Here is a 19,622-nt window from a genome sequence, read left to right on the forward strand (position 1 = left end):
GGTCATCTCCTTTGCTCTCAGGCGCCGGCCGGGGGCGTGGCATCAGCGTCCTCTTCGGCCTCGTTGGAGGCCTCCTCGGCGCTGATCCAGCCTGCGGCGACACGGGCATGCATAATGAGCTGCTCGGCATCCTCACGGGAGAACTCGAAGCCGTCGAGGGCGCCGGCATGGCGGATGGTCTCGCCGTCCTTGCGCTCGGACCAGCCAATGAGGTCGTCCGTGGCGCAGCCGGCCAGGTCCTCCACCGTCTTGATGTCGTTCTCGCCGAACGCCACCAGCATCTTGGACGTCACGCCCGGCAGCGGCTTCAGGTCGTCCTCGACACCGAGTTCCTTGCGGCGGTTGTCGAGGGCTTCCTCCACCTCGGCCAGATGCTTCTGGGCGCGGGCCTGGAGCTCGGCGGCGGTATCCTCGTCGAAGCCCTCGATGGAAGCGAGCTCCGAAAGTGGCACGTAGGCAATCTCTTCCACCGAGGCGAAGCCTTCGGAAGCAAGCAGCTGGCCCATCATCTCATCCAGGTCGAGCGCTTCGGAGAACATCTTGGTGCGCTCGGCGAATTCCTTCTGCCGCCGCTCGCTCTCTTCCTGCTCGGTCATGATGTCGATGTCCCAGCCGGTGAGCTGGGTGGCGAGGCGCACATTCTGGCCACGGCGGCCGATGGCCAGCGACAGCTGGGCGTCGGGTACCACCACCTCGATGCGCTCGCGATCCTCGTCGAGCACCACTTTGACCACCTCGGCCGGGGCCAAAGCGTTCACGATGAAGGTGGCGATGTCCGGGTTCCAGGGGATGATGTCGATCTTCTCGCCCTGCAGCTCGTTCACCACCGCCTGCACGCGCGAACCGCGCATACCGACGCAGGCGCCGACCGGATCGACGGAAGAATCGCGGGAGATGACGGCGATCTTGGCGCGGGAGCCGGGATCGCGGGCCACCGCCTTGATCTCCACCACGCCGTCATAGATCTCCGGCACTTCCTGGGCGAACAGCTTCGCCATGAATTGCGGATGGGTGCGGGAGAGGAAGATCTGGGGGCCACGCGGCTCGCGGCGCACGTCGTAGATGTAGGCGCGGATGCGGTCGCCAGTCTTCACGGTCTCGCGCGGCAGCAGCTCGTCGCGGCGCAGGATGCCCTCGCCACGGCCGAGATCGACCACCACGTTGCCGTATTCCACGCGCTTGACGAGGCCGTTCACCACCTCGCCGATGCGGTCCTTGTATTCGTCATACTGCCGGTCGCGCTCAGCCTCGCGCACCTTCTGCACGATGACCTGCTTGGCGCTCTGCGCGGCAATGCGGCCGAAGTCGAAGGGGGGCAGGGTGTCGGCGATGGTGTCGCCCACCTGGGCCACGGGATTGTGGCGGCGCGCGCTGTCCAGCGTGATCTCGGTGGCCGGGTTCTCCACGTCGTCCACCACCAGCAGGTGGCGGGCGAGGCGCAGTTCGCCGGTGCGCGGATTGATGTCCGCGTGGATGTCCGTCTCCTGGCCGTAGCGCGAGCGCGCGGCCTTGGCGATGGCATCCTCCATGGCGGCAATGACGATGGAGCGGTCGATGGACTTCTCCCGCGCGACCGCGTCGGCGATCTGCAGAAGCTCCAGTCGGTTTGCGCTGACGGCCACCATCAGTGCGTCTCCTTCACGGTGCTGATGATCTCGAAATTGGATTTCTTGGCGTTCGACTTCTTCTTGGACGGCTTCTTGCCGGTCGCGCTGTTCTTGGCCTTCTTGCCGGCGACCTTGCCCGTGGCGGCCTTGTTGGCCACCGGCTTGCGGGCCGGCGCGGCGGGCGCGTCGTCGTCCGCCAGATTATCGTTGGCGACCTCGTCGTCGAAGGCGATCTCGCCGCCTTCGCCTTCCAGGAAGGCTTCCTCGTCCTCGTCCAGCTCGGCGCCGGCGGCCTTGGCGGCGCGCAGGGCGGCGGTGATGAGGGCGTCGGTCAGAACCAGCTTCGCGTCGTGGATGTCGCCCATGGGCAGCAGGACGGTGGCTTCCTCGTCGGCGCGCGCGTCATCGCGGCGCACCACGGCGGAGTCACCCTCGGTGCCCACCAGGTGGCCACGGAAGCGCTTGCGGCCGGCGACCGGCACGCTCATCTCCACCTTCACTTCATGCCCGGCCCAGCGCTCGAAATCCGAAGCGCGCACCAGCGGGCGGTCGATGCCGGGGGAAGAGAGTTCCAGGCGGTAGGCGCCCGCGACCGGGTCCTCCACGTCCAGAACCGGGGAGAGGGCGCGGGAGGCGGCCTCGCAATCGTCGATGGTCATGGAGCCGTCGGGACGCTCGGCCATGATCTGCACGGTGCCGCCGTCGCGATTGGTCACCTTCACGCGCACCAGGCGGAAGCCGAGCGCGCCAAGCACGCCATCGGCGATGGCGGCCACGCGGGCGGCCACTCCGGTTTCGGTGATGAGGCGCGGTTCGTTCGGGTCGTCGCGCTCGAGGCGGGTGTCGGTCATGTCCCTCCGGGACGGCTGGGCGGACGGGCTGGTCGAAAGCGCACGCCGCCGGGTCTCAATTCATGGGCCGGAGCGTCTGCGATCGAAGACCGGGAAAGCCCGGATAAACAGAAACGGAGCGGACCCCCGCGGGGACCCACTCTCATCACCTTCGACTGCGATGGCGCTGAGGCATCCCCATGTGGGGACTGGCGCAAATATAGCTGGAATCGCGGCATAAGCAAGACGCGCCGCGCGGCGACACGCAGACCTTTGCGGGAAAATCCGCCTGGCGCCCCCGCCGAACGGCATTGTGCCGCATGCCGGGGGCTTGGTGGGCAGGGCCAAGAGGCGTGCGAGATCAGCTCCTGCCGTCACCGGCGGCAAGGCTCGCCTGCTCCAGATGGGCGGTGAGGGCCGTGATGTCCTGCTGCAGGCGGGCGAGATCCGGCAAAGCGAGGCCGGTGGCGTCGAGAATGCACGCCGGAATGCTCTGCGCCTTCTCGCGCAACGCTTGCCCTTGTGGCGTGAGTCGCACGCGCACCACGCGCTCGTCCCGCGTGTCGCGGGCGCGGGTGAGATGGCCCATGGCTTCCAGCCGCTTCAAAAGCGGGGTGAGGGTGCTCGATTCAAGGGAGAGGCGCGCGCCAAGGGCACCCACGGTCTCGCCGTCCTGCTCCCATAGCGCCAGCATCACGAGATATTGCGGATAGGTGAGGCCGATGGCGTCGAGCAAGGGCTTGTAAACGCGGTTGAAGGCATGGCCCGCCGCATAGATGGCGAAACACAGGAGCTGGTCGAGGCGCGGGCGCAGGGGCTCGCTGGGCGGTGGCGGTTTGGTCATGGAGGGGCTCCGTTCGGGCCGGGAACCGGGTCCCGGCAAAATAATTATCGCGCGATATAATCGCAAGCGCTTGACATGCCGTCTCGGTGGCGAGATATATCGTACACGATTTAATCGTAAGCGTGTTTAACCCCATGACCCCTGGTTCAAGAAAGGAAATCCCCATGTCCGTGAATGTTCTCTACCGCACCTCCGCCCGTGCCACCGGCGGCCGCGATGGCCGTTCCGGCACCCTCGACGGCAATCTGGATGTGAAGCTGGTGGTGCCCAAGGAGCTGGGCGGCCCCGGCGGGGAGGGGGTGAACCCCGAGCAGCTCTTCGCTACCGGCTATGCGGCGTGTTTCCTTGGCGCCATGAAGTTCGTTGCCGCGCAGGGCGGCGGGGTGAAGGTTCCGGCCGACGCGACTGTGACCGCCACCGTGGGCATCGGCCCCCGCTCGGACGGCGGCTTTGGCCTGGATATCGCCCTCGCTATCGACCTGCCGGGGGTTGAGAAGGAGGCGGCCCAGACCCTCATCGAGAAGGCGCACTTCGTGTGCCCCTATTCCAACGCCACCCGCGGCAACGTGAACGTGGCCCTTAGCCTGGCGTGACTGCCGGTGGCCCGCCCGTAATCGGCGCGGGCCACCTCTATGCCGGGCAAGAGAGGCTGCCGCTGCGAAAAGATCACGGCGCGGCAAAAGATGGCCGATCGCCCCAAAGACCCCCTTGGACCCGGCCGGTTCCGCCTTACTCTGGGACCGGTTTCATCAGGGGGCGGAGGCGGCGTGTTTCCCTCGCCGTGCTCCGGCGGGGGAAGAGCATGAGCGTTGCCAGCATCGGGGCCGGCGCGGCCGGCGTGGAGACGCGCCAGCCCACCGGCCTTTATTTTCTGTTCGCCGCGGAGATGTGGGAGCGCTTCTCCTTCTACGGCATGCAGGCGCTGCTCGTGCTCTACATGGTGAACGTGCTGGGCTTCGGCGATGCGCGCGCCAGCCTGACCTATGGCGCCTATGCCGCCTTCGTCTTCCTCACTCCCATCATCGGCGGCGCGCTGGCGGACCGGGTGCTGGGGTTCCGGCTTTCCATCATTATCGGCGGCCTCATCATCATGGTGGGCCATATCGTGCTGGCGACGCCGTTCGCCGAGAACAGCCTGTTTCTGGGCATGGCCTTCATTGTCATCGGCACCGGCTTCTTCAAATCGTCGGTGTCGGCGGTGGTGGGCCAGCTCTATGGGCCCGATGATGTGCGGCGGGACGGCGGCTATACCCTGTTCTACATGGGCATCAATGTGGGGGCGCTGCTGGCGACGCTGATCGTCGGCTATGTGGGCCAGAAGATCGACTGGCACCTGGGCTTTGGGCTCGCGGCCGTGGGCATGGCCATCGGCCTCGTGGTGTTCGTCGCCGGCACGCGTCATTACGCGCCCGCGACCATGGTGTGTCGCCGGCCGAAGCTGGTGCTGCCGGTGGTGGTGGCGGCCCTGGTGGCCGTGCCGGTGATGACCTGGCTTCTGGCCGTGCCCGACGGCGCCAAGACCATGATGCTGGTGGGTGGTGGCCTCACCTATGCCTATGTGGTGTATCGCGCCTTCACGGCCGAGCCGGAATACCGCCGGCACCTGGTGGCGATCCTGGTCTATGTGCTGTTCGCCAGCTTCTTCTGGGCGCTCTTCAAGCAGAAGGACGGGCCGGTGCTGCTGCTGGTGGACCGTGCCATAGACCGGCACATTCTGGGCTATGAGGTGCCCACCGCCATGTTCACCTCGGTGAACCCCTTCCTCATCCTGGTGCTGGCGCCCCTGTTCGCCCGCCTGTGGGGGGCGTTGGGCGCCCGGGGACGGGAGCCTTCCACCGGCCTCAAGTTCTTCATGGGCATCCTGCTGGCCGGGCTGGCCTTCAGCCTCATCGCCATCGGCGCGTGGCGGGCGAGCATCACCGGGGAGCCGGCCTCCATGCTCTGGGTCCTGGGCGGCCTGTTCCTGCTCACGGCGGGGGAATTGTCGCTGTCGCCGGTGGGGCTGTCCATGATCTCGGCGCTGTCGCCGCCGAGCCTGACGGGGCTGATGTTCGGCGCGTGGTTCCTCTCCACCTCCTTCGGCGCCTATGCGGCGGGCTGGATCGGCTCCATCGCCACCGTGCCCGAGGGCGCGGCCGCAAGCATGGCCGCCTATGCGGCCGCGGTGGCGGGCGTCTACATGAAGGTGGCACTGCTCGGTCTCGGCGCGGCCGTGGTCTTCCTGGCGCTGCTGCCGGTGATGCGGCGCCTCGGGGCGCATCACTGAGGTGCGCTGTTCGGGCGTGGGCGGGGCGGGCTATGGGCTGCGTTCAAGCGGAAGCCGCGGGCGCCGCTTGAGGCCTTAGGTCCGCTGAGGGCCCGAGTGGTGCGGGGCGTCGCGGGCTCGAGCATTTCCGTGTTTCGCGGAACCGGGGAAGCGCTCCAGCTCATGGGGCCGCGGCGTTTGCGCTGAGCGAGCCGGTGCCCCCTTCGCGCGAAGATGCGGTGGAAATGCCGATTTGGATTGCCCGCATCGGCGCGCGATTTGAGGAGCACGGGCGCGGCGGGTGGCGAAGGCCCTGCCCCACCACAAAGCGCGGCGTGAGGTTCAATGCGCTGCGCGATCCGCGCTCAGCTTGCCTCGCTGCGCAGGGCCATCTTTTCGCGCCGGCGCTGGACCGAGGAGGGGATGTTCATGCCCTCCCGATACTTGGCCACCGTGCGGCGGGCGATGTCGATGCCGTCTTCCTTCAGCTTTTGCACCAGCGTGTCGTCGGAGAGGATGTCGGTGGGCGCCTCGGCATCGATGAGGCTCTTGATGCGATGGCGCACCGCCTCCGCCGAATGGGCCTCGCCGCCGCCGGACGCGGAAATGGCCGAGGAGAAGAAGAACTTCATCTCCACCACCCCACGCGTGGTGGCGATGTATTTGTTGGAGGTCACCCGCGAGACGGTGGATTCGTGCATGCCGATGGCATCGGCCACCGTGCGCAGGTTCAACGGCCGCAGATGGCGCACGCCGTGCAGCAAAAAGGCGTCCTGCTGGCGCACGATCTCGCTCGCCACCTTCAGGATGGTACGGGCGCGCTGGTCCAGGGAACGGGTCAGCCAGCTCGCATTCTGCAGGCACTCGGCGAGGAAGCTCTTGTCCTCGGCCGATTTGGCCACCTTGGCGACGGTGGCGTGATAGGTCTGGTTCACCAGCACGCGCGGCAGGGTCTCGGAATTCAGCTCCACCAGCCAGGCGCCGTCGGGGCCGGGACGGACATAGACGTCGGGTACAAGCGGGTGCACCACGCCGGAGCCGAAGGCGAGGCCCGGCTTGGGATCAAGTCGGCGGATCTCGGCGATCATGTCGGCGATGTCGGCGGCATCCACCCCGCACACGCGCTTCAGGGCATTGCGGTCATGCCTGGCCAGCAGTTCCAGGTTTTCCACCAGCGCCTGCATGGCGGGGTCGTAGCGGTCGCGCTCCTTGAGCTGGAGGGCGAGGCACTCGGCCAGGGTGCGCGCGCCGACCCCGGTGGGCTCGAAGCTCTGGATGAGCTTGAGCACGTCCTCCACTTCCTCCCGGCTGGCGGCGAGCTGCTCGGCCACCTGGTCGAGATCGCCGCTGAAATAGCCGGTCTCGTCGATGAGGCCGATGAGGTGCATGCCGATGAGCCGGCGCGCCGGATCGGTCTCCGCCACCGCAAGCTGGGCTTCCAGGTGGTCCGCCAGGGTGGTTTCGGCGGTGAGGAAGGCTTCGGGATTGTAATCCTCGCCGCGCTCGCCGCCGCCCCATTCGGTGGTGGAGGAGGAGGGGCTCGACGATGAGGTGGGCGCGGCACGGTCCGCCGGGGCGTCGTCGGGAAAGACGTTGCCGAGATCGGTGTCCAGGCGGGTTTCCATTTCCGCCCGGCTCGGCTCCATGTCCTTTTCCATCCAGTCCCCGGACTGGGCGTCGCGGTCGCCGGCCGGCGGCTCGGGTGCCTCGATCTCCGGGCTTTCGGCGGGGCCCCCATCCTCGCTCGCGCGTTCCAGCAGCGGGTTGCGCTCCAGCTCGGCCTCCACATAGGCCACCAGCTCCATGTTGGAGAGCTGCAGCAGCTTGATGGCCTGCATGAGCTGCGGCGTCATCACCAGCGACTGGCTTTGCCGGAACTCGAGCTTGGGGGTCATCGCCATGCGCGATCCTCCTCGGGGCGAAGGAGGGGAGCTGTCATAGGCGGAACTCCTCGCCGAGATAGAGCCGCCGCACGTCCGGGTCGGAGATGATGGATTCGGGGTCGCCTTCCTTCAGCACCGAGCCGGAATGGATGATGTAGGCGCGGTCGATCAGCCCCAGCGTCTCGCGCACATTGTGATCGGTGATGAGCACGCCGATGCCGCGGGTGGTGAGGTGGCGCACCAGCGCCTGGATGTCGCCCACCGCGATGGGGTCGATGCCGGCGAAGGGCTCGTCCAGCAGCATGAAGGAGGGGCGGCTGGCCAAGGCGCGCGCGATTTCCACGCGCCGCCGCTCGCCGCCCGACAGGGCGATGGAGGGCGACTTGCGCACATGGGTGATCTTGAACTCCTCGAGGAGCTGCTCCATCTCCTCGCGCCGCTTGCGGCGGCTGGGCTCGGTCACCTCCAGCACGCCCATGATGTTTCCCTCCACGGTGAGGCCGCGGAAGATGGACGCCTCCTGGGGCAGGTAGCCGATGCCGAGCCGGGCCCGGCGATACATGGGCATGGGGGTCACGTCGTGCCCGTCGAGCTCGATGCGTCCCGCATCCGCCTTCACGAGGCCGGTGACCATGTAGAAGCAGGTGGTCTTGCCCGCGCCATTGGGGCCGAGCAGGCCCACCGCCTCGCCCCGCCGCACGAACATGGAGACATCGCGCACCACCTTGCGCCCGCCATAGGTCTTGGCCAGGCCATAGGCGGCGAGGGAGCCGACCCCGGCATGGGCGTGCGGATCGTCGTCATAGGGCGCGTCGTGATAGGCTGACGGGTAGGCCGGGGCATTGCCGGCTTCACGCCAACGGGTGTCGCCCGCCGGGGCGGATTGTGACGCCCATGTGGCATATGCGTCATTGGTGGCATTTGCGTCATTGTTGGAGGCGAGCCGCTGCGAACCGCGCGGCACGCCGGCCGTGTCGTGGTCCGTGTCGAAATCGGCATCCACGAGGATTTCATTGCTGCGGCGCTTGGCTGCGCCCTTGCCGAACAAGGAAAGGACGTTCAACTCTACCTCCGGCCCGCGGCCCTCAAGAATGCGGCCCCCGGAGTTAGGTTTAAAGCGTCCATGGCAGGGATGCAACGTTACATGCAAAAAATGGGCCGTGGCGTGTCGGCGGTCGCCGCAACCGCGCCGTTGCTATCGCCGTCCTCCGCGGCCAGGATCGCCGCGCCGTCAGCCGCGAGTGGTCCGTGACACCGTCACGCGCATGAAGGCAGGGCCCCGGCCGGAAGCTGATGCTGCCCCGGCAATGCGACGGATTGCGGGCACCCGCCTCGGCGCCCGGTGAGGGGGCGCCCTGCCCCCTGACGCATCGGCCTCAAGCCGTCCTTGCCCGCGCCGAGCGCCGTACGGCAGGGCGGGCGCCCGAAGCGCCTCAGCGGCCCGGGGCGGCTCCAGGGGCGCCCTGATTCTTCAGGCTTCCGGGAACGATCAGGCTTTCCACCCGTCCACCCTCGAAGCGCGAGACGCCGCTGATGAGGTTCACCACCAGCTTCTGCCCGCGAATGACGTTCGGCCCCTGGGTGAGCACCACCGGCTTGCCGGTGAGGGTGACGGTGTTGGACTTCATCTCGAACACGCCGGTTTCGCCGGTGGCGGTCTGGTCTTTGGTGCGCACCACCACGCCGCCGGCGGCCTCCAGCTTGCGGATCTGGCCCTGCTTGAAGCCGGCACCATCCTCGGGGGAGGCGCTGCCGTCATAATAGACCTGCAGGTCTTTCGAGGTCAGCGTGGTGTCGCCCTGAACCACCACCACGTTGCCGGAAAAGACGGCGACCTTGTCCTTGTCCCGCACCTCCAGCGAATCGGCGTTGATGCGCACCGGCTCGTCGCGGTTGCGCGCGAAGCCCTGGAGGGCGTTGGGCACGTTCTGCGCCTGCGCCAGGACCGGGCCGGACGCCAGGGTGGTGCCGGCGGCCGTCGCCATGGCGGCCAGCATCAGGGTGGCGAAGGCACGGCGGGTCGAAAATGTCATGGCTGCGGCACCGGTCGTGGAGAGGTGATGAGGGGAACGTGCTCGGCCTCTCCCGGCGCCACCGTGTCGGCCTTGCCCTGCGCCTCGGCGCGGGCTTCGGCCTGGGCTTGCGCCTGGGCGCGGGCCTCGGCGTCGGCGCGGGCCTTGGCGGCCTTGGCCTGTTCGGCGGCCTTGGCTTCCTCGGCGCGGGCGGCCTTGGCCTTGTCGATGTCGGAGATGCGGAAGTCGAGCTGGACATGGCCCTTGAACAGGGCCTTCTCGCCGCGATCGCTCACGGTGAGGGAATCGGCCACCAGGCGGCCGTTGAGATAGGTGAAGGTGACGGGACGCTCGGTGGTGATGGTGCCCGACTTGACGTCCACCTCGGCATTTTCGAGCTGGCCGCCATAGCCGCCCTTCATGGCGAGTTCCACCCCGTCGTCGAGGGTGATGAACTGGCTCTTGGTGTCGAGGCTGCCTTTCTTGGCCTGGACGCTCGCCCAGCCCTTATCCGCCATCTCCATCTTCGCCTCGATGTCGGTCAGCTCGATCACGTCGGGTCGGGTGAGATCCTGGGCGGCGGTCTTGGCGGTGACGGAATAGCCGCGATTGTCGTCGGTGAAGCCGGACAGCTTCGGAAATTCCATGGTCAGGCGCGAGCCCGAGAGGGTCAGGTGTCCGATATCGAACGGCAGCTCGATCTTCACCTGAAGGCTCTTGAACAGCGCGCCCACGCCGATCACCGCCACGGCGGCCAGAACGGCGAGGGGCAGAAGGCGGCGGATCCAGCGCACACGGGCGCTGTGCCGCTGCGCCCGGCGGAAGTCGGGCGGCGGGGGTGGGCTGAAGGCGGTGGCCTCGTCAGTATCGAGATCGCGTGGCGGCACGTGTCGGTTCATCTTCCCCTTCCGGCGGCAAGGTGAATACCGGCTCGCACCGCAGGTCTCCGGGATCCAACGCCCCACGCGCCGGTGACCTTGCAGCGCGTCGCCCCGCGTGCCGGGCGGCCAAATTGTCCGAAATGCGCGCCGCGCGCAAGTGAGCCCGATAAGGGCTTGCTGCGGCGCACATTTCTCGCAGGCGCCACTCAGGCGTGGGCGAAGATGTCCTGTTCCGCCCAGCCCGCGAGGTCCAGCGCGGCGCGGGCCGGCAGGAAGGCGAAGCAGGCGGAGGCGAGGGCGGAGCGGCCTTCGCGCGCCAGCATCTCTTCCAGCTTGGCCTTCAGGGCGTGCAGGTGCAGCACGTCGGAGGCGGCATAGGCGAGCTGGGCATCGGTGAGCTCGCCGGACCCCCAGTCGGAGCTCTGCTGCTGCTTGGAAATGTCGACGCCCAGCAACTCGCGCAGAATGTCCTTCAGGCCGTGGCGGTCGGTATAGGTGCGCACGAGCCGCGAGGCGATCTTGGTGCACCACACCGGCTGCGGCATCACCCGGAAGGTGTGCTGGAGCACGGCGATGTCGAAGCGGCCAAAATGAAACAGCTTGGTCACATTGGGGTCGGCCAGCAGGCGGGTCAGGTTGGGCGCGGTCTTGGCGTTGGCGCCCTGGGGAATCTGGACGAGGTCGGCGCTGCCGTCGCCATTGGAGAGCTGCACCAGGCACAGCCGGTCGCGGAAGGGGTTGAGGCCCATGGTCTCAGTGTCGATGGCGACCACGGGCGCGGCCACGAAATCGGCGGGCAGGTCACCCTGGTGCAGGCGAATGGTCATTGGCTGTCGGTTCTCGTTCCCAAAGGTTCAAAGGAAGGCGGCGCGCCCGATGCCGGGCGCCGCCGCCTGATGCGTCCCTGACAGAGCTACGCGCGAGGCGGCAGGGAGCGCAAGCGGATGTCGCAGGCTTTCCGCCGTCGTGGTAAGAGCGCGAGCGGGCGGACGGAGCCGGCACCGTGCTGCCAGTGGCGGTACGTCACGCAGGTTGTCGTTCGCATTCCGCACCAACATCGGCGCGATGGGGCGCGAAGTGCCGATGTGCTGCCGTTCTGTCGCATCTTTTCCCGCCAAGGCGCTGTTCCCTCGGGGCTGGAGCGGCGTTTTGCGTGGACGAGGCGCAAGGAAGGCATGCGCTGGAAGAATGTTTGGCCTTTGGGTTTCGCGCCAATTCGGGCTGGGAGTTGACATGAAACGACGTGTGACCATGGGCCGGGGATGGGCGGGGCTGCTCGCTCTCCTGGTGCTTCTTCTCGCTGGCGCGTCAGCGCCTGCCCAGGCGCAGCCGGCGCCTCCGGGGACCTACCAGCGCACCTGCCGCGATGTGCGTGTGCATCGGGGGAGCGACCTGACCGCTCTGTGCGAAACCGCGCGGCGCGGCGTCTTCACCGCCACCCGGCTCGACGATTTCTTCACCTGCCGCGGCGACATCGCCAATGTGGACGGGCATCTGTGGTGCGAGCGCGGCCGTGGGCCGGGGCCGCGCCCCCTGCCGCCTCCGGGCACCGGCAACGGACCGCCCGGTTCCTATCGCGCGTCCTGCACCATGATCGACCAGCGGGGGATGATGCTGGCGGCCACGTGCCGCACGCGCGGTGGCGAATGGCGGCCCACCGAGATGAACATGCTGGGCTGCATCCCCGGCACCGACATCAGCAACGACAACGGCAATCTGCGCTGCCGTCGCCAGCCGGTGCCTCCGGGCTCCTATCTCCAGACCTGCCGCGACGCGGTGGCGGCCGGCCCCTGGCTGGCGGCTTCCTGCCGGAACATGAACGGCGGCTGGCAGAATACCCGGCTGAATGTCGCGACCTGCGGGCCGCGGCCGAATATCGTGAACTTCAACGGCAATCTGATCTGCCGCTGATTCGAAGGTTGGGGGGACGCCGCGGCGTCCCCCCTTTCGTTCGTGCCGCCGGGTGGCACCGGAAAAGGGGAGTGGGGCAGGATGATCGGCCGGTGGGCGTGGCCCCTGTTCGCATGCCTCGTCGTGATCGGGGCGGGTGCGCCGGCGCGGGCCGGGAATGCGCCCCCTGGCACCTATCTCGCCTCCTGCCGCGATGTGGTGTTGCAGGGCAGCACGCTCATCGCCATCTGCTCGGCTCCGGGCGGCTATTGGCTGGCGGCGCGGCTGGAGGATTATCCCTTCTGCGTGGGGGATATCGCCAATCAGAACGGCAAGCTGTTCTGCATGCGCGCGTCATCGGTGCTCGGCGTCGAGACGCCGGCCGGCCGGGCGGCGCTGGGGCCTCCGCCGGTGGGCTCCTACATGGGCAGCTGCCGTGACATCCGCCTTGATAATGGCTGGCTGAAAGCCACCTGCGCCGACCATCAGGGGCGCTGGAGCGAGAGCGCCATCACGGGCAACTGGTGCGGCCTGTTCGGCAAGGATATCGCCAATGTGGACGGGCAGCTCACCTGCAGGTGAGCACCCCCACGGGGCGATGGAGGCGCATCGGGGAGGCCCGATGCGCCCTGTTTCTCAGCGCTTGAGGCCGCGCACGTCGCGCACCGCGCCGCGGGCGGCGGAGGTGGTGAGCGCCGCATAGGCCTGGAGGGCCTGCGACACCACGCGATTGCGGTTTTCCGGCTGGAAGGCCTTTTCGCCCTTCGCCTCCATGGCGGCGCGGCGGGTGGCGAGCACCTCGTCGCTCACCGCCACGCGCATGATGCGGTTCGGGATATCGATTTCGATGATGTCACCTTCTTCCACCAGGCCGATGGCGCCGCCTTCCGCCGCTTCCGGCGAGACGTGGCCGATGGACAGGCCCGAGGAGCCGCCGGAGAAGCGGCCGTCCGTCACCAGCGCGCAGGCTTTTCCGAGGCCCTTCGACTTCAGGTAGGAGGTCGGGTAGAGCATCTCCTGCATGCCGGGGCCGCCGCGCGGACCCTCATAGCGGATCAGCACCACGTCACCGGGCTGGATCTTGCCATTGGCGAGGATGGCTTCCACCGCCGCGTCCTGGCTCTCGAAGATGCGGGCCGGGCCCTTGAAGGTGAGGATGGAGGCATCCACGCCCGCCGTCTTCACGATGCAGCCATCGAGGGCGATGTTGCCGAACAGCACCGCGAGGCCGCCATCCTTGGAATAGGCATGGGCGAGGTCGCGGATGACGCCGTTTTCGCGGTCGGTGTCCAGGGTATCCCAGCGGCTGGCCTGGCTGAAGGCCACCTGGGTGGGCACGCCGCCGGGCGCCGCGCGATAGAAGGTGGTGACGCTTTCGGCGGTGGTGCGCTTCACATCCCAGCGGTCCAGCGCGTCCTTGAGGCTGGCCGAGTGCACGGTGGGCAGCTCGGTGTGAATGAGGCCGGCGCGGTCGAGCTCGCCCAGAATGCCCATGATGCCACCGGCCCGGTGCACGTCCTCCATATGGATGTTGGCCACGGCGGGGGCCACCTTGCACAGCACCGGCACCTTGCGGGAGAGCCGGTCGATGTCGGCCATGGTGAAGGGCACCTCGCCCTCATTGGCGGCGGCGAGCAGGTGCAGCACCGTGTTGGTCGAGCCGCCCATGGAGATGTCCAGCGTCATGGCGTTCTCGAACGCCTTGAAGGTGGCGATGGCGCGCGGCAGCACGCTCGCATCGTCCTGCTCGTAATAGCGGCGGGCGAGGTCGACGATCAGATGGCCGGCTTCCACGAACAGGCGCTTGCGGTCGGCGTGGGTGGCCAGGATGGAGCCGTTGCCGGGCAGCGACAGGCCCAGCGCCTCGGTGAGGCAGTTCATGGAATTGGCCGTGAACATGCCCGAGCACGAGCCGCAGGTGGGGCAGGCGGAACGCTCCATCACCTGCACGTCGGCGTCGGTGACCTTGTCGTCGGCCGCCGCGATCATGGCGTCGATCAGGTCCACCTTCTTCGGGCCGGTGGAGAGCAGCACCTTGCCCGCCTCCATGGGTCCGCCGGAGACGAACACGGCCGGGATGTTGAGGCGCAGCGCCGCCATCAGCATGCCGGGTGTGATCTTGTCGCAATTGGAGATGCACACCATGGCGTCGGCGCAGTGGGCGTTCACCATGTATTCCACGCTGTCGGCGATGATCTCGCGCGAGGGCAGGGAATAGAGCATGCCGTCATGGCCCATGGCGATGCCGTCATCCACCGCGATGGTGTTGAATTCCTTGGCGACGCCGCCCGCCTTCTCGATCTCATGGGCCACCAGCTGGCCGAGATCCTTCAGGTGCACATGGCCGGGCACGAACTGGGTGAAGGAATTCACCACTGCGATGATGGGCTTGCCGAAGTCCCCGTCCTTCATGCCGGTGGCGCGCCACAGGCCACGGGCGCCGGCCATGTTGCGGCCATGGGTGGAGGTGCGGGAGCGGTATTGGGGCATGTTCCTCTTCGCCTCTTCGTGCGCGGTCTTCCCGTGCGCCTGAGCTTGGTGCGCGGGGTTCTCGTTCCGGGGGCGCTCGCCGGCATCTTCGTGCGCGGCCGGGCGATCCGGCGCAAGATTATGGCGGCTGTCTTAGAGCGAATTCGGGCGAAGTGAAATCATTTCAAGAGGAGCCGCGCGCCGGGGAGACATGCGGCGGTCTCATGCGGGAGCCACAAGCGCGCGCCGCACCCTCCCCGGAGCTTATGGCGGATCAGGCGGAGGCTGGATCGTCGTCGGGGGCGCTCCAGGCGCGGATAGGCGAACGCTCGCGGCCGGTCGCGGTGGTGGCGAGGCCGTAATGGGCGGCCAGGCGGTCCAAGGCGAGGCCCAGCACCACCTTGGCGGTGCGCGCCGGCCAGCGCCGGTCCGATTCCACCTCCTCAAGCCCTTTCAGGAAGCAGCAGACATCCACCAGCACGCCGGAGAGCTCTGGCCCCACGGCCGCCAGGGCCCTGTCGAACCGCTCCTTCGCCGCGAGCACCATGTCGGTGAAGGCCTCGGGGCCATTGCCGCCGCCGGGCGTCGGGTCCCAGCGGCTGGTGATGCGGGGGGTGAGGTTGGCGCGGGTGAAATCGGCCCGCAAGCGCTCTCCGGCGGTAAGCTGGGCGGCATCCACCAGGGGGCGGCCATCGCGTCCGGACCGGCGGGCGAGCCAGGTGAGGGGGCTTTCCGCGAGATTGCAGCGCGGCTTTTCGGTGGACGAGGCGGCGCGACGGCGCGCGCGGGACGCGGGGGCTGCTGGTGCCATGCGTCAGTGCTCCGCCGCCCAGCGCACGCAGGCTTCGAGCTGCGCCACGCGGCGGTCGAAGGCGGCCCGGTCTCGCTGGTCCTCGATGCGCCGGCAGGCATGGGCCACGGTGGTGCGATCACGGCCGAAGGCGCGGGCCACATCGGTCTGCGACAGGCCGAGCACCACATGGGCGAGATACATGGCGAGCTGGCGCGCCGCCGCCACCGGTGCCTGTGAGCGCCGCAGGGCCAGCAGCGTTTCCACTGCCACGCCGCTCGCCGCGGACACCAGGGCGATGACGATCCGGGCGCGATCGGTGGGGTCGGTTCGGGACGGAAGGGCGTCGCGCGAGGTGTTGGACGGGGGCAGGCTGCCCGCTGCGATGTCGGGCAGAGGGGGGTGGATCTGACGCATTACAACCTCGCATGGTAGGTATCTTTTCCTACACCCATCATGCAGTGCGGCAAGCGACAGAGGATGCTCACGCCGGTGAATTGACCCGCGAATTTATCATATCAACTTGAAAATACGCCGAGTTTCCGGGTGTTCCCCGGTTCCTGAAGGGTATTGAGATAGGAATTTATCCCCCTCTTCGCGTTGTCGGTCAGCATGGACCCCAATTGGCGACATGGGATGCGGCGATGGAAGGGAATGTGCGGGCGCGGCCGGTCAGGGCCTTCCGTTGTGAGGAGGCCGAGGCTCAGGTGGAGCGGATGCGGGTGGCGCTGGCAGTGCTGCTCTCCACGCCCCAGGACATTGCCCGGGCGTTGCGCGCCGCGCGGCGGGAGGCGCGGATGGGCGCGCGCGGCTATGACCCTGCGCGCCATGCCGCCCTGGTCCGGCTTTGGAAGGCCAAAGGAGAGGAGGCGGGCAGGGCCGGGCGGCCGGGCGGCGCGCCCGACCGCGAGGGTGTGCCCTCGGCTCAGAGCCCTTCGAACAGGGCGGTGGAGAGATAGCGCTCGGCGAACGAGGGCACGATGGCGACGATGGTCTTGCCGGCCAGCTCCTCGCGGGTGGCGATCTCGAGCGCCGCGGCGATGGCCGCGCCGGAGGAGATGCCGGCCGGAATGCCCTCGTAGCGGGCGAGCGCACGGGCGGTGTCGAAGGCGGTCTGGTTGCCCACGGTCACCACCTCGTCGATCACCGAGCGATCGAGCACGTCGGGAACAAAGCCGGCGCCGATGCCCTGGATCTTGTGGGGACCGGGCGCGCCGCCGGACAGCACCGGCGAGTCTTCCGGTTCCACCGCCACGATGCGGACGGAGGGCTTGTAGGCCTTCAGCACCTGGCCAATGCCGGAAATGGTGCCGCCAGTGCCCACGCCGGCCACCACCACGTCCACCTTGCCCTCGGTGTCGTTCCAGATCTCCTCGGCGGTGGTGCGCCGGTGCATTTCCGGATTCGCCTTGTTCTTGAACTGCTGGGGCATCACCGCCTTGGGCAGTTCCTGGATGAGCTGCTCGGCCTTGGCCACGGCGCCCTTCATGCCCAGGTTGGCGGGGGTCAGCACCAGCTCGGCGCCCAGCAGCGCCACCATCTTGCGGCGTTCCATGGACATGCTCTCGGGCATCACCAGGATGAGCCGATAGCCGCGCGCGGCGGCCACGAAGGCGAGCGCGATGCCGGTATTGCCGGAGGTGGGCTCCACCAGCACCGTGTCGGCGTCCAGCACCCCTTCCTTTTCCATCGCCTCGATCATGGCGACGCCGATGCGGTCCTTCACGCTATTGATGGGATTGAAGAATTCGAGCTTGGCGAGAATGTCGGCCTTGGCGCCGCGCAGCTGGGGCAGGCGCTTCAGGCGCACCAGGGGCGTGTTGCCGATGGTCTCGGTGATGGAATCGTAGATCACGCCGCGGCCGGGGCGCGGAAGCTTGGCGGGAATGACTTTGGCGGATTCGACCATGGTCGCTCTCCTGAAGATCGTGAAAGGGTTTCGCAGCTCCGGGGAGGGAGCTGTCAAATGGCAAAATCAATGTTGTTGCGTTCGGGGCCGTGGCCATTGTCGTCGGCGGCGCGGCACAGGTCTTCCAGGGTCACGGCGTCGAGCGCGGTGTCGAAGGTGCTCTCGGCCGCGGCCACGGCGGGCTGCACCACCTCGGTCACGAGGGGGGGGAGAATGATCTCCTTTTCCTCCTCGGAGCCTTCAACGACCCGGACAATCTCAGCGACGGAGACCCGTCGGCGCTCGCGCGCCAGCTCATAGCCGCCGCGCGGGCCGCGAACGCCCTTCAGCACGCCGGCATGAACCAGGGCCTGCAGCACCGGCTCCAGCCGGCGGGGCGGAAGGCCGTGACGGGCCGCGAGGGCCTTGGCCGCGACCGGCGTACCGCGCGCATGCACGGCAACGTCCACCACGGCGGCGATGGCGAGAAGGCTTTTGTCGGATAAGCGCGGCATGTCCGTGTGGCTATCCCTGAATCACGCGCCGGATAGGCCTGTAGAACCAAAACCACCGACGCTGCGCGCAGTTTCCATCAATTCCCCGGATTCTTCCAGCATTATTTGCGTGACCGGTGCCACCACCAATTGAGCGATGCGCATGCCCCGCGTGAAGGTAAAAGGCGCGCGCCCCAGATTGATGAGGATCACTTTCATCTCGCCCCGATAGTCGCAATCGATGGTGCCAGGGGCATTTAACACGGTAATTCCGTGCTTCAGGGCCAAGCCTGATCGCGGCCGCACCTGGCCCTCATAGCCCTCGGGCAGGGCCAGGGCGAAGCCGGTGGGCAGGGCGGCGATGGCGCCGGGGGCGAGGGTTTCCGGTGCGTCTTCCGCGACCGCGCAGGGCAGGTCGAGACCGGCGGCGCCGGCGGTGGCGTAAGCGGGCAGAGCGAGCCCCTCGCCGTGGGGCAGGCGCAGGATGGGGACGACGGGGCGGCTCATGCCGGGTTCTCCTTCTCGTTGGGTGTGCCCTTGCCCAGGGTGGCGGCGATGCGCTCCACCAGCCGGGCCGCCACTTCGCTCTTGGAGGCGGGGGGCCAGTGCTCGACGCCCTGGGCGCTGACGATGTGCACCGTATTGCTGTCGCCGCCCATGATGCCGGTGGCGGGGGACACGTCGTTGGCCACGATCCAGTCGCAGCCCTTGCGCACGCGCTTGGCCTCCGCGTGGGCGATCACGGTTTCCGTCTCGGCCGCGAAGCCCACCACCAGGCGCGGCCGCAGGCTGGGGTGGCGCGACACGGTGGCGAGGATGTCGGGATTCTCCACCAGCGTCAGGGTGGGCGCGCCGCCGCCATTCTTCTTGATCTTCTGCTCGGCCGCGCCCGCCACGCGCCAGTCGGCCACCGCGGCGGCGAACACGGCGGCATCCACGGGCAGGCTCTCTTCCACCGCGGCCAGCATCTCGCGGGCGCTTTCCACGTGAATCACCCGAACGCCGGCCGGGTCGAGCGCCTCCGCCGGTCCGCTCACCAGAACCACTTCCGCGCCGGCGGCGGCGGCGGCGGCGGCGATGGCGTGGCCCTGCTTGCCGGACGAGCGGTTGGCGATGTAGCGCACCGGGTCGATGGGCTCATGGGTGGGGCCGGAGGTGACCAGCAGGCGCCGGCCGGCAAGGGGCCCTTCCTTTGCAGCCGGGGTGGCCAGGCGGAGGGCAATGGCTTCCAGGATCTCCATGGGCTCGGCCATGCGTCCCTCGCCGAACTCGCCGCGCTCGGCCATGGCGCCGGAATTCGGGCCGACCACGGAGATGCCGTCGGCCAGCAGGGTGGCCATGTTGCGCCGGGTGGCGGGGTGGGCCCACATGCGCGGGTTCATGGCGGGGGCCAGCAGAACCGGCTTGTCGGTGGCGAGCAGGGCCGTGGAGGCCAGGTCGTCCGCAAGGCCATGGGCCATCTTGGCGATGAGGTCCGCGGTCGCCGGCGCCACCACCACCAGGTCCGCCTCTCGCGAGAGGCGGATATGGCCGATATCGTGCTCCGCCGTCAGGTCGAACAGGTCGCAGAACACCCGCTCTCCGCTGAGCGCGCCGACGGACAGGGGGGTGACGAACTGCTGGGCCGCCGTGGTGAGGATGGCGCGCACGGTGGCGCCGCGCTCCTTCAGCCGGCGGATGAGGTCGAGGCACTTATAGGCGGCGATCCCGCCACCGATGATAAGGAGAATGCGCTGCCCGGCGAGCATCGGCTGGCTCCGAAAAAGGCCACAGGAGACCGCCCCGCCCT

At 68.2% G+C, this 19,622-nt stretch carries 19 protein-coding genes; 4 read left to right on the top strand and 15 right to left on the bottom strand.

Annotated features, from left to right (window positions below; all coding sequences use genetic code 11):
• Positions 1 to 17: 17 nt before the first annotated feature.
• The 3 genes from nusA to V5F26_RS05805 all read right to left on the bottom strand — a co-directional run bounded on the left by nusA (position 18) and on the right by V5F26_RS05805 (position 3,281).
• On the bottom strand, positions 18 to 1,625 hold the full coding sequence (nusA, locus tag V5F26_RS05795; protein ID WP_394946910.1) for a transcription termination factor NusA: 1,608 nt from the start codon (positions 1,623 to 1,625) through the stop codon (positions 18 to 20).
• A complete protein-coding gene (gene rimP / locus V5F26_RS05800) occupies positions 1,625 to 2,458 on the bottom strand; it encodes a ribosome maturation factor RimP (RefSeq protein ID WP_394057179.1) in 834 nt (277 codons plus the stop codon). The genes nusA and rimP overlap by 1 nt, the downstream gene beginning before the upstream one ends.
• 340 nt (positions 2,459 to 2,798) lie before the next feature.
• Positions 2,799 to 3,281: a MarR family winged helix-turn-helix transcriptional regulator gene (locus V5F26_RS05805; protein WP_394057178.1), complete on the bottom strand. Its 483-nt coding sequence runs from the start codon at positions 3,279 to 3,281 to the stop codon at positions 2,799 to 2,801.
• 164 nt (positions 3,282 to 3,445) lie between these two features.
• On the opposite strand from V5F26_RS05805, the gene V5F26_RS05810 reads away from it, so the two are divergent.
• Complete coding sequence (locus V5F26_RS05810; RefSeq protein ID WP_394946911.1) at positions 3,446 to 3,874, top strand: organic hydroperoxide resistance protein; 429 nt, start codon at positions 3,446 to 3,448, stop codon at positions 3,872 to 3,874.
• 209 nt (positions 3,875 to 4,083) lie between these two features.
• The gene (locus V5F26_RS05815) at positions 4,084 to 5,547 is read left to right on the top strand and encodes a peptide MFS transporter (RefSeq protein WP_394946912.1); all 1,464 of its coding nucleotides are present in this window, start codon (positions 4,084 to 4,086) and stop codon (positions 5,545 to 5,547) included.
• Between the two features lie 344 nt (positions 5,548 to 5,891).
• Here V5F26_RS05815 and rpoN read toward each other — a convergent pair whose 3' ends face one another.
• The 5 genes from rpoN to V5F26_RS05840 all read right to left on the bottom strand — a co-directional run bounded on the left by rpoN (position 5,892) and on the right by V5F26_RS05840 (position 11,129).
• Complete coding sequence (rpoN, locus tag V5F26_RS05820) at positions 5,892 to 7,427, bottom strand: RNA polymerase factor sigma-54 (protein ID WP_394946913.1); 1,536 nt, start codon at positions 7,425 to 7,427, stop codon at positions 5,892 to 5,894.
• A gap of 34 nt (positions 7,428 to 7,461) precedes the next feature.
• Positions 7,462 to 8,472: an LPS export ABC transporter ATP-binding protein gene (lptB, locus tag V5F26_RS05825; RefSeq protein WP_394946914.1), complete on the bottom strand. Its 1,011-nt coding sequence runs from the start codon at positions 8,470 to 8,472 to the stop codon at positions 7,462 to 7,464.
• 370 nt (positions 8,473 to 8,842) lie between these two features.
• Positions 8,843 to 9,442, bottom strand: coding sequence for an LptA/OstA family protein (locus tag V5F26_RS05830; RefSeq protein ID WP_394057171.1), 600 nt, complete (start codon positions 9,440 to 9,442; stop codon positions 8,843 to 8,845).
• Positions 9,439 to 10,320: an LPS export ABC transporter periplasmic protein LptC gene (gene lptC, locus V5F26_RS05835; protein WP_234054211.1), complete on the bottom strand. Its 882-nt coding sequence runs from the start codon at positions 10,318 to 10,320 to the stop codon at positions 9,439 to 9,441. The genes V5F26_RS05830 and lptC overlap by 4 nt, the downstream gene beginning before the upstream one ends.
• Positions 10,321 to 10,508: 188 nt before the next feature.
• Positions 10,509 to 11,129, bottom strand: a complete 621-nt coding sequence (locus tag V5F26_RS05840; RefSeq protein ID WP_234054210.1) for a ribonuclease D — start codon at positions 11,127 to 11,129, stop codon at positions 10,509 to 10,511.
• Positions 11,130 to 11,535: 406 nt separating this feature from the next.
• Between V5F26_RS05840 and V5F26_RS05845 the strand changes: the two genes are divergently transcribed.
• Both V5F26_RS05845 and V5F26_RS05850 read left to right on the top strand, forming a co-directional pair.
• Entirely contained in the window at positions 11,536 to 12,213 is a 678-nt protein-coding gene (locus V5F26_RS05845) for a CVNH domain-containing protein (protein WP_394946915.1), read from the top strand.
• 81 nt (positions 12,214 to 12,294) lie between these two features.
• A complete protein-coding gene (locus V5F26_RS05850) occupies positions 12,295 to 12,774 on the top strand; it encodes a CVNH domain-containing protein (protein ID WP_394946916.1) in 480 nt (159 codons plus the stop codon).
• A 54-nt stretch (positions 12,775 to 12,828) separates the two neighbouring features.
• On the opposite strand, the gene ilvD is transcribed toward V5F26_RS05850, so the two are convergent.
• From ilvD to coaBC, 7 genes are all read right to left on the bottom strand, one after another.
• Positions 12,829 to 14,682 (bottom strand): dihydroxy-acid dehydratase, encoded by a 1,854-nt coding sequence (gene ilvD, locus V5F26_RS05855; RefSeq protein WP_234054207.1) that lies wholly within the window; start codon positions 14,680 to 14,682, stop codon positions 12,829 to 12,831.
• 253 nt (positions 14,683 to 14,935) lie between these two features.
• On the bottom strand, positions 14,936 to 15,472 hold the full coding sequence (locus V5F26_RS05860) for a DUF6456 domain-containing protein (RefSeq protein ID WP_394946917.1): 537 nt from the start codon (positions 15,470 to 15,472) through the stop codon (positions 14,936 to 14,938).
• A 3-nt stretch (positions 15,473 to 15,475) separates the two neighbouring features.
• The gene (locus V5F26_RS05865; RefSeq protein WP_234054205.1) at positions 15,476 to 15,868 is read right to left on the bottom strand and encodes a helix-turn-helix domain-containing protein; all 393 of its coding nucleotides are present in this window, start codon (positions 15,866 to 15,868) and stop codon (positions 15,476 to 15,478) included.
• Between the two features lie 508 nt (positions 15,869 to 16,376).
• Positions 16,377 to 17,360: a cysteine synthase A gene (gene cysK, locus V5F26_RS05870; protein WP_234054204.1), complete on the bottom strand. Its 984-nt coding sequence runs from the start codon at positions 17,358 to 17,360 to the stop codon at positions 16,377 to 16,379.
• Between the two features lie 53 nt (positions 17,361 to 17,413).
• Positions 17,414 to 17,854, bottom strand: a complete 441-nt coding sequence (locus V5F26_RS05875) for an RrF2 family transcriptional regulator (protein ID WP_234054203.1) — start codon at positions 17,852 to 17,854, stop codon at positions 17,414 to 17,416.
• 21 nt (positions 17,855 to 17,875) lie between these two features.
• Positions 17,876 to 18,340 carry a dUTP diphosphatase gene (dut, locus tag V5F26_RS05880; protein WP_394057161.1) on the bottom strand — a complete coding sequence of 155 codons (465 nt, stop codon included), beginning with the start codon at positions 18,338 to 18,340 and terminating at the stop codon, positions 17,876 to 17,878.
• Positions 18,337 to 19,581, bottom strand: coding sequence for a bifunctional phosphopantothenoylcysteine decarboxylase/phosphopantothenate--cysteine ligase CoaBC (gene coaBC, locus V5F26_RS05885; RefSeq protein WP_394946918.1), 1,245 nt, complete (start codon positions 19,579 to 19,581; stop codon positions 18,337 to 18,339). Before coaBC ends, dut begins: the two co-directional genes overlap by 4 nt.
• Between the last annotated feature and the right edge of the window lie 41 nt (positions 19,582 to 19,622).

The sequence above is a fragment of the Xanthobacter variabilis genome (genome assembly GCF_043831965.2).
In the GTDB taxonomy this organism is placed as follows: domain Bacteria; phylum Pseudomonadota; class Alphaproteobacteria; order Rhizobiales; family Xanthobacteraceae; genus Xanthobacter.